The sequence below is a fragment of the Kurthia massiliensis genome, assembly GCF_000285555.1.
Lineage (GTDB): Bacteria > Bacillota > Bacilli > Bacillales_A > Planococcaceae > Kurthia > Kurthia massiliensis.
In genome coordinates, this window is the sequence record NZ_HE610997.1 from 466,653 (window position 1) to 473,157 (window position 6,505).

General features: G+C 41.1%; 5 protein-coding genes and 1 other annotated feature. Of the genes, 3 read left to right on the forward strand and 2 right to left on the reverse strand.

What is annotated here, in order from left to right; all coding sequences use genetic code 11:
• Positions 1-50: 50 nt before the first annotated feature.
• Positions 51-1,307 (reverse strand): bifunctional folylpolyglutamate synthase/dihydrofolate synthase, encoded by a 1,257-nt coding sequence (locus KMHG_RS06680; RefSeq protein ID WP_010288145.1) that lies wholly within the window; start codon positions 1,305-1,307, stop codon positions 51-53.
• Between the two features lie 78 nt (positions 1,308-1,385).
• Here KMHG_RS06680 and KMHG_RS06685 point away from each other — a divergent pair, with 78 nt between their 5' ends.
• Together KMHG_RS06685 and KMHG_RS17440 are read left to right on the forward strand one after the other, a co-directional pair.
• A complete protein-coding gene (locus tag KMHG_RS06685; RefSeq protein ID WP_010288146.1) occupies positions 1,386-2,285 on the forward strand; it encodes an ATP-grasp domain-containing protein in 900 nt (299 codons plus the stop codon).
• Positions 2,260-3,075, forward strand: coding sequence for an ATP-grasp domain-containing protein (locus KMHG_RS17440; RefSeq protein ID WP_010288147.1), 816 nt, complete (start codon positions 2,260-2,262; stop codon positions 3,073-3,075). The genes KMHG_RS06685 and KMHG_RS17440 overlap by 26 nt, the downstream gene beginning before the upstream one ends.
• A gap of 27 nt (positions 3,076-3,102) precedes the next feature.
• On the opposite strand, the gene KMHG_RS06695 is transcribed toward KMHG_RS17440, so the two are convergent.
• Positions 3,103-5,754, reverse strand: coding sequence for a valine--tRNA ligase (locus KMHG_RS06695; protein ID WP_010288150.1), 2,652 nt, complete (start codon positions 5,752-5,754; stop codon positions 3,103-3,105).
• 50 nt (positions 5,755-5,804) lie between these two features.
• Positions 5,805-6,016: a binding site (T-box leader), on the reverse strand.
• A gap of 79 nt (positions 6,017-6,095) precedes the next feature.
• Between KMHG_RS06695 and KMHG_RS06700 the strand changes: the two genes are divergently transcribed.
• Complete coding sequence (locus KMHG_RS06700) at positions 6,096-6,488, forward strand: VOC family protein (RefSeq protein ID WP_010288153.1); 393 nt, start codon at positions 6,096-6,098, stop codon at positions 6,486-6,488.
• Positions 6,489-6,505 lie beyond the last annotated feature (17 nt).

Below are 6,505 nucleotides of genomic sequence, written 5' to 3' on the forward strand. Positions count from 1 at the left end.
CTGTACGTAAAAAGGGAGCCGCTTCATGCGACTCCCTTTTTGTATGTCTTTTATTGTGCTCGTAAAGCATGTTGTAACGTATGACGCCATTGGGCCAGTAAATATAGTGAACCTGTTAAAATAACGATTCCTTGCTCACTACGTTTTGCTAACACAGCTTGCAATGCACTTTCCGCCGTTTGCTTATGCCCCGCTTGGCTATGCGCCATTAATGTTTCAGCCGGCATTAATCGACTTTGTTCCCGTTCAACATTGACGAACGTAAAGTCATCACAAACGTGTTCTAACTCTCGTAATACCCCATCTACATCTTTATCTTTCAAAATACCCATCACGATATGCACCGGCGTATCTGGATACAGTTCTTCAATCGTTTTACGTAGTGAAGCGGCACTCGCTGGGTTGTGTGCACCATCTAAAAAGACATTTCGACTCAATTGTTCAAAGCGGCCTGGGATTGCTGCATGTGCGAGTGCTTTTCGAATTGCTTCATCATGCATCGTCAACGAGTGCTTTTTCGCAACTTCGATAAACGCTGTAATCGCAATACCCATATTGTGCCGTTGATGCGCACCTTTTAATTGACGCGTTAATTGGTGGATTTCTAACAATCCTTGTACGTACGTATCACCAATCAATACTTCAAAGTCGTGCCCATCTACTTTTAATGGGACGTGTTGTTTGGTCGCTTCTGCTTCAAAAACAGCCATCGCTTCTTCAGGCAGTTGTCCTAACACTGCTGTAGCATGCGGTTTTAAAATACCCGATTTATGATACGCAATATCCGCTATTGTATCGCCTAAAAAGTTCGTATGTTCAAGCGCAATACTCGGAACGATCGACACGATTGGACGAACGACATTCGTACTGTCAAAGCGACCACCGAGCCCTGCTTCAATAATCGCAATGTCTGGTTGATAAAGTCGACAAGCTACAAATGCCGCAGCTGTGAGTAATTCGAAATCTGTTAATAACCCACTTAGCCCTGCTGCTTTTAATTGTTTAAAAATATCATCCATTTGGAAGCTTGCAAGTGGGCGGTTGTTAATTTTAATTTGGTCGTGCACATCTTCAATACAAGGGGATGTAAACGTAAGTGTCTTTAAACCGTGTTCTCGACAAATTGCCTCTAACATCGCAATCGTCGAACCTTTACCATTTGTGCCAGCAACGTGCACAGTCGGTACTGCTAACTCCGGATGATCAAGCATCTCCATTGCTCGTTCAATTGCCGTTAATCCTGGCTTAATGACGTCGCTACTCTCTACTTCAAAACGTTCTTTATATTGATCAAATGCTGGTATCATAAGCGCTCCCCTTCCTATTATTTTCATTTTTTTCGTGCTACACTTATTATATACCATTTCTCGTTGGAGGCTTTAAAAGTGAAAAAAACTTGCTGGATTATTTACAACGGTAGCTTAACGTCTGATAAATTTTTAGATCAAGCACGCTTAATGGCGGAAGCTTGCGAACACCAAGACGTACTACCGACGATTTATAAAAACTACGACATTCCGATGACATTACACAAACCACTTGATGTGAAGCCTGATTTTGTCATCTTTTTAGATAAAGATATTTTACTAGCCCAATTTTTAAAAAACCAAGGCATCCCTGTTTTTAACGATCCAGACGTCATTGAGACGTGCGATAACAAAGCGAAACAATACATTCAATTGGCGAAAGCCGGTATTCCGATGCCACACACAATCGTTGCGCCAAAAGTGTATCCGAACTTTACGATTGAAAATAGCGGTTACTTTGAACGTGTGCTCGATATGCTCGGCTTACCGATGATTATTAAAGAAGGTCATGGCTCGTTCGGTATGAAAGTATATTTAATTGAGACGGCTGAACAGTTTTTCGAAAAAGTCGATAGCTTGCGCGGCGTAGATTTCGTTTTCCAACAATTTATTGCTTCTAGTAAAGGACGTGACATTCGCGTTAATACGATTGGTGATGAAGTCGTTGCAGCGATGTATCGTCATTCTGAGACAGACTTCCGCGCGAACATTACGAATGGTGGTACAGCAGAAAAAGTGACATTAACTGATGCACAACGTAATATTGCCATTCGTGCAGCACGTGCAGTTGGCGCAGATTTTGCAGGTGTCGATTTATTATTTGGCGAAAATGATGAACCGATCGTTTGTGAAGTGAACGCGGCGAGTCATATTCGCAATATTTACAATGTCACAGGTATTAATGTCGGCGATCAATTCGTAGCTCATATTTTACATGCATTGGAGGCATTTGATGAAAAAAGCGTACATCCTCTATAGTGCTGAAGATGCGAAAAAAAATGGAGCGTTCATTACACAACTGCAACAAGTTGGCAAACAGTTCGGTTATACATTGACGTTGCTTATTGAAGGACAAGACGATATTTCCACACGCGTTCAAGATGCTACATTTGTGTGGAACCGTACGCGTAACGCCTCCCTTGCACAACAGCTTGAACAATCAGGTATACGTGTCGTCAATCGTAGCGAAGTGAATCATTTAGCGAATGACAAAATGCGCGCTGCTCAATTTGCAGTTTTGCAAGGTGTGCCGACCGTTCCCCTTATTTTAGAGCAACGACTGCAATCGAGTGACTTTCCAGTCGTTATTAAATCTACTGATGGTCATGGCGGGACAGAAGTATTCAAATGTGATACGTGGGAAGCATTCGAACAAAAAAAACAGCAATTCACACATTATGTAATTCAACCGTATATCGAAACGAATGCGACAGACGTACGCGTTTGGATGATTGGTGACGAAGTAATCGGTGCTGTCAAACGTATCGGCGCTACTGGTGACTTCCGTTCTAACTATACGTTAGGTGGCACAATTGAGAAATTTACGCTCAATACGTTACAACTGAAATATGTGCAACAAATGCAACGTGCGTTAAAGAGCGATTATATCGGCATTGATTTCTTATATATTTCAGACGAACAATTGTTATTTAATGAAATGGAAGACCCTGTCGGTGCACGTTCTTATTACGATTTATATGATGAAGATCTCGTCACAAAACTATGGACGCATTTAACAAATACGAACGACAAAAAAGGCCCACGCTAATGCGTGAGCCTTTTTTTAAATACTCGATTACATTTCTTTTAATTCAGCAATACGTTTTTCAACAGTTGCTTGTTTTTCAAGGTAATCTACTTCTTTTTCACGTTCTTTCGCAACAACTGCTTCTGGTGCACTTGCTACGAATTTTTCGTTGTTTAGTTTACCTTGTACACGTTTTACTTCTTTGTTCCACTTGTCTAATTCTTTTTCAAGACGAGCGATTTCGTCTTCAACGTTAATTAAACCTTTTAGTGGTAAAAATAATTCCGCGCCTGATACGACTGCTGACATTGTTTTACCTTCTGGTTCAACATTTAAGCCAACTGTTAATGTTTCAGGGTTACAGAATTTTTCGATGTACGCTTTGTTTGCTTCAAGTACAGCAAGTTCTTTTTCTGTTTTCGCAGAGATGAACATTGGTACTTGTTTGCTCATTGGTGTGTTTACTTCCGCACGAATGTTACGAACAGCGTGGATAATATCCATTAATAATTGCATGTTTTTCGCTTCTTCTTCGAAGTGAAGATCTTCGCGAACTGTTGGCCATGCAGCATTGACGATTGTATTGCCTTCGTGTGGTAAGTGTTGCCAAATTTCTTCTGTAATAAATGGCATTAATGGGTGTAATAGACGCATTGTTTGGTCTAATACGTAAGCAAGTACTGAACGAGTTGTTTTCTTCGCCGCTTCATCTTCACCGTATAATGGTAATTTCGCCATTTCGATGTACCATGAGCAGAAATCATCCCAGATGAAGTTATTTAAGTAACGACCAACTTCACCGAATTCGTATTTATCAGCAAGTGCTGTTACTTTTTCGATTGTGTCGTTTAAGCGTGTTAAAATCCATTTATCTGCTACTGATTTGTCGCCAGTTAAATCGATTTCTTCGTAAGTCATGCCATCCATGTTCATTAATGCGAAACGAGATGCATTCCAAATTTTGTTTGAGAAGTTCCAGATTGCTTCAACTTTTTCAGTTGTGTAACGTAAATCTTGGCCTGGAGATGAACCAGTTGCTAAGAAGAAACGTAATGAATCGGCACCGTACTCAGCGATAACGTCCATTGGGTCTACGCCGTTACCGAGTGATTTAGACATTTTACGACCTTCGCCGTCACGTACTAAACCGTGGATTAATACGTCTTTGAACGGACGTTCGCCTGTGAATTCAAGTGATTGGAAGATCATACGAGAAACCCAGAAGAAGATAATATCGTAACCAGTTACAAGTGCACCTGTTGGGAAGTAACGTTTGAAGTCTTCTGCGTTTACATCAGGCCAGCCCATTGTAGAGAACGGCCATAGTGCAGATGAGAACCACGTATCTAATACGTCTGCGTCACGTGTCCAGTTTTCTTCGTCTGCTGGTGCTTCTTTACCTACGTAAACTTCACCAGTTTCGTTGTGGTACCAAGCTGGAATTTGATGACCCCACCATAATTGACGAGAAATACACCAGTCATGTACGTTTTCCATCCAACGAGTGTATGTGTTTTCGAAACGTTGTGGTACGAAGTTTACTTTTTCGTTTTCTTTTTGTTGTAAGTCTAATGCTTCTTTCGCAAGTGGTTCCATTTTAACGAACCATTGTTTAGAGAGGTAAGGCTCTACAACTGCGCCAGAACGTTCAGAGTGACCTACTGAGTGTAAGTGGTCGACAACTTTAATTAAAACGCCCATTTCTTTTAAGTCTGCAACGATTTGTTTACGGCATTCGAAGCGATCCATACCAGCATATTTGCCAGCTTTTTCGTTCATTGTACCGTCGCCGTTCATGACCATGATACGTTCTAAGTTATGACGGTTACCGACTTCAAAGTCATTAGGGTCATGTGCTGGTGTCATTTTTACAACACCTGTACCGAATTCCATATCAACGTAGTCATCTGCAACGATTGGTAGCTCGCGGCCTACGATTGGTAGGATTGCTGTTTTACCAACTAAGTGTGCATAGCGTTCGTCGTTAGGGTTTACAGCGATACCAGAGTCACCAAGCATCGTTTCAGGACGAGTTGTTGCGATTTCAACTTTTTCGTCGCTATCTTTAATTTGGTATTCCATGTGGTAGAAAGCACCTTGTACATCTTTGTAAATAACTTCGATGTCAGATAATGCTGTTTGTGCTACCGGGTCCCAGTTGATGATACGTTCGCCGCGGTAGATTAAGCCTTTTTCGTAAAGTTTTACGAATACTTCTTTTACCGCATCTGATAAACCGTCATCTAATGTGAAACGTTCACGAGAGTAATCTAATGCTAAGCCTAATTTAGACCATTGTGCACGAATTGTAGAAGCATATTCTTCTTTCCATTCCCATGTTTTTTCTAAAAATTTTTCACGGCCAAGGTCGTAACGAGAAATGCCTTCTTCGCGTAATTTCGCTTCAACTTTTGCTTGTGTTGCGATACCAGCGTGGTCCATACCAGGTAACCATAGTGCATCGTAACCTTGCATACGTTTCATGCGGATAATGATATCTTGTAATGTTGTATCCCATGCGTGACCAAGGTGTAATTTACCTGTTACGTTTGGTGGTGGAATAACGATTGAATACGGTTTTTTACCGCTTTCTGGTTGTGCTTTAAAGCAATCTTGTTCTAGCCACCATTGGTAACGACCTTCTTCAACTGAATTAGGCTCGTATTTCGTTGGCATTGAAATGTTTTGTTGTTCTGTCATGTGTACGACCTCCTAAATTTTTGCATAAAAAAATCCTCTTCAATCCTTATCATAAGGACGAGAGAATACTCGCGGTACCACCTTACTTCTAGCAAATGCTAGCAGCTTCATTCGACGTAACGGGTCGGTACCGGTTTTTGCTACTATTAGTTCACAAAAACTGCTCTGGGGCTACCTTCGAACATCTACTTGAGGAACTTGCACCAACCGTTCCTTCTCTAACAAGTAGGGGTGTTCTACTCCTCCCCTTCATCGCATTGTATTTAGCTTCAACTCATTGTAACGAATTTATTTCCCTTTTTCAAGTATTTCTGTTATGTTGAATGCAAGAGGTGATGAACATGAAACGATTTATCCATCATATTTGTATCCAAACGAACGATTATGCTGCATCTAAAAATTTCTACGAAACGCTCGGATTTACGTTGGCAAAAGAAACACAAGGGTTCCATTCACGTAGCTACAATAGCTGGTTGAAAATGGATCACTTCTATATCGAGTTGCAAACAGCAAAAGAAGGCGAACTACTGCGTGACTTTTCAAAGCACACAGCTGGCCCCGTTCACTTTTGCTTGTACATTGAAGACTTACAACGTGAAGTTGCACGCCTAGAAGTACTCGGTATTCCATTTGCGAAAAAAGATGGTAAAGCACTATACGAAGTTGAAGATAGCTATTTAGCAAAAATCGTTGCCCCAGAAGGAACGATTATCGAATTACGCGATAGCTTCTAAACGCAAAAAAAGAGACT

Coding starts and splice junctions, on each gene's coding strand:
- KMHG_RS06680 (WP_010288145.1), bottom strand. CDS start 1,307: ATGATACCAGCATTTGATCAATATAAAGAACGTTTTGAAGTAGAGAGT.
- KMHG_RS17440 (WP_010288147.1), top strand. CDS start 2,260: ATGAAAAAAGCGTACATCCTCTATAGTGCTGAAGATGCGAAAAAAAAT.
- KMHG_RS06695 (WP_010288150.1), bottom strand. CDS start 5,754: ATGACAGAACAACAAAACATTTCAATGCCAACGAAATACGAGCCTAAT.
- KMHG_RS06700 (WP_010288153.1), top strand. CDS start 6,096: ATGAAACGATTTATCCATCATATTTGTATCCAAACGAACGATTATGCT.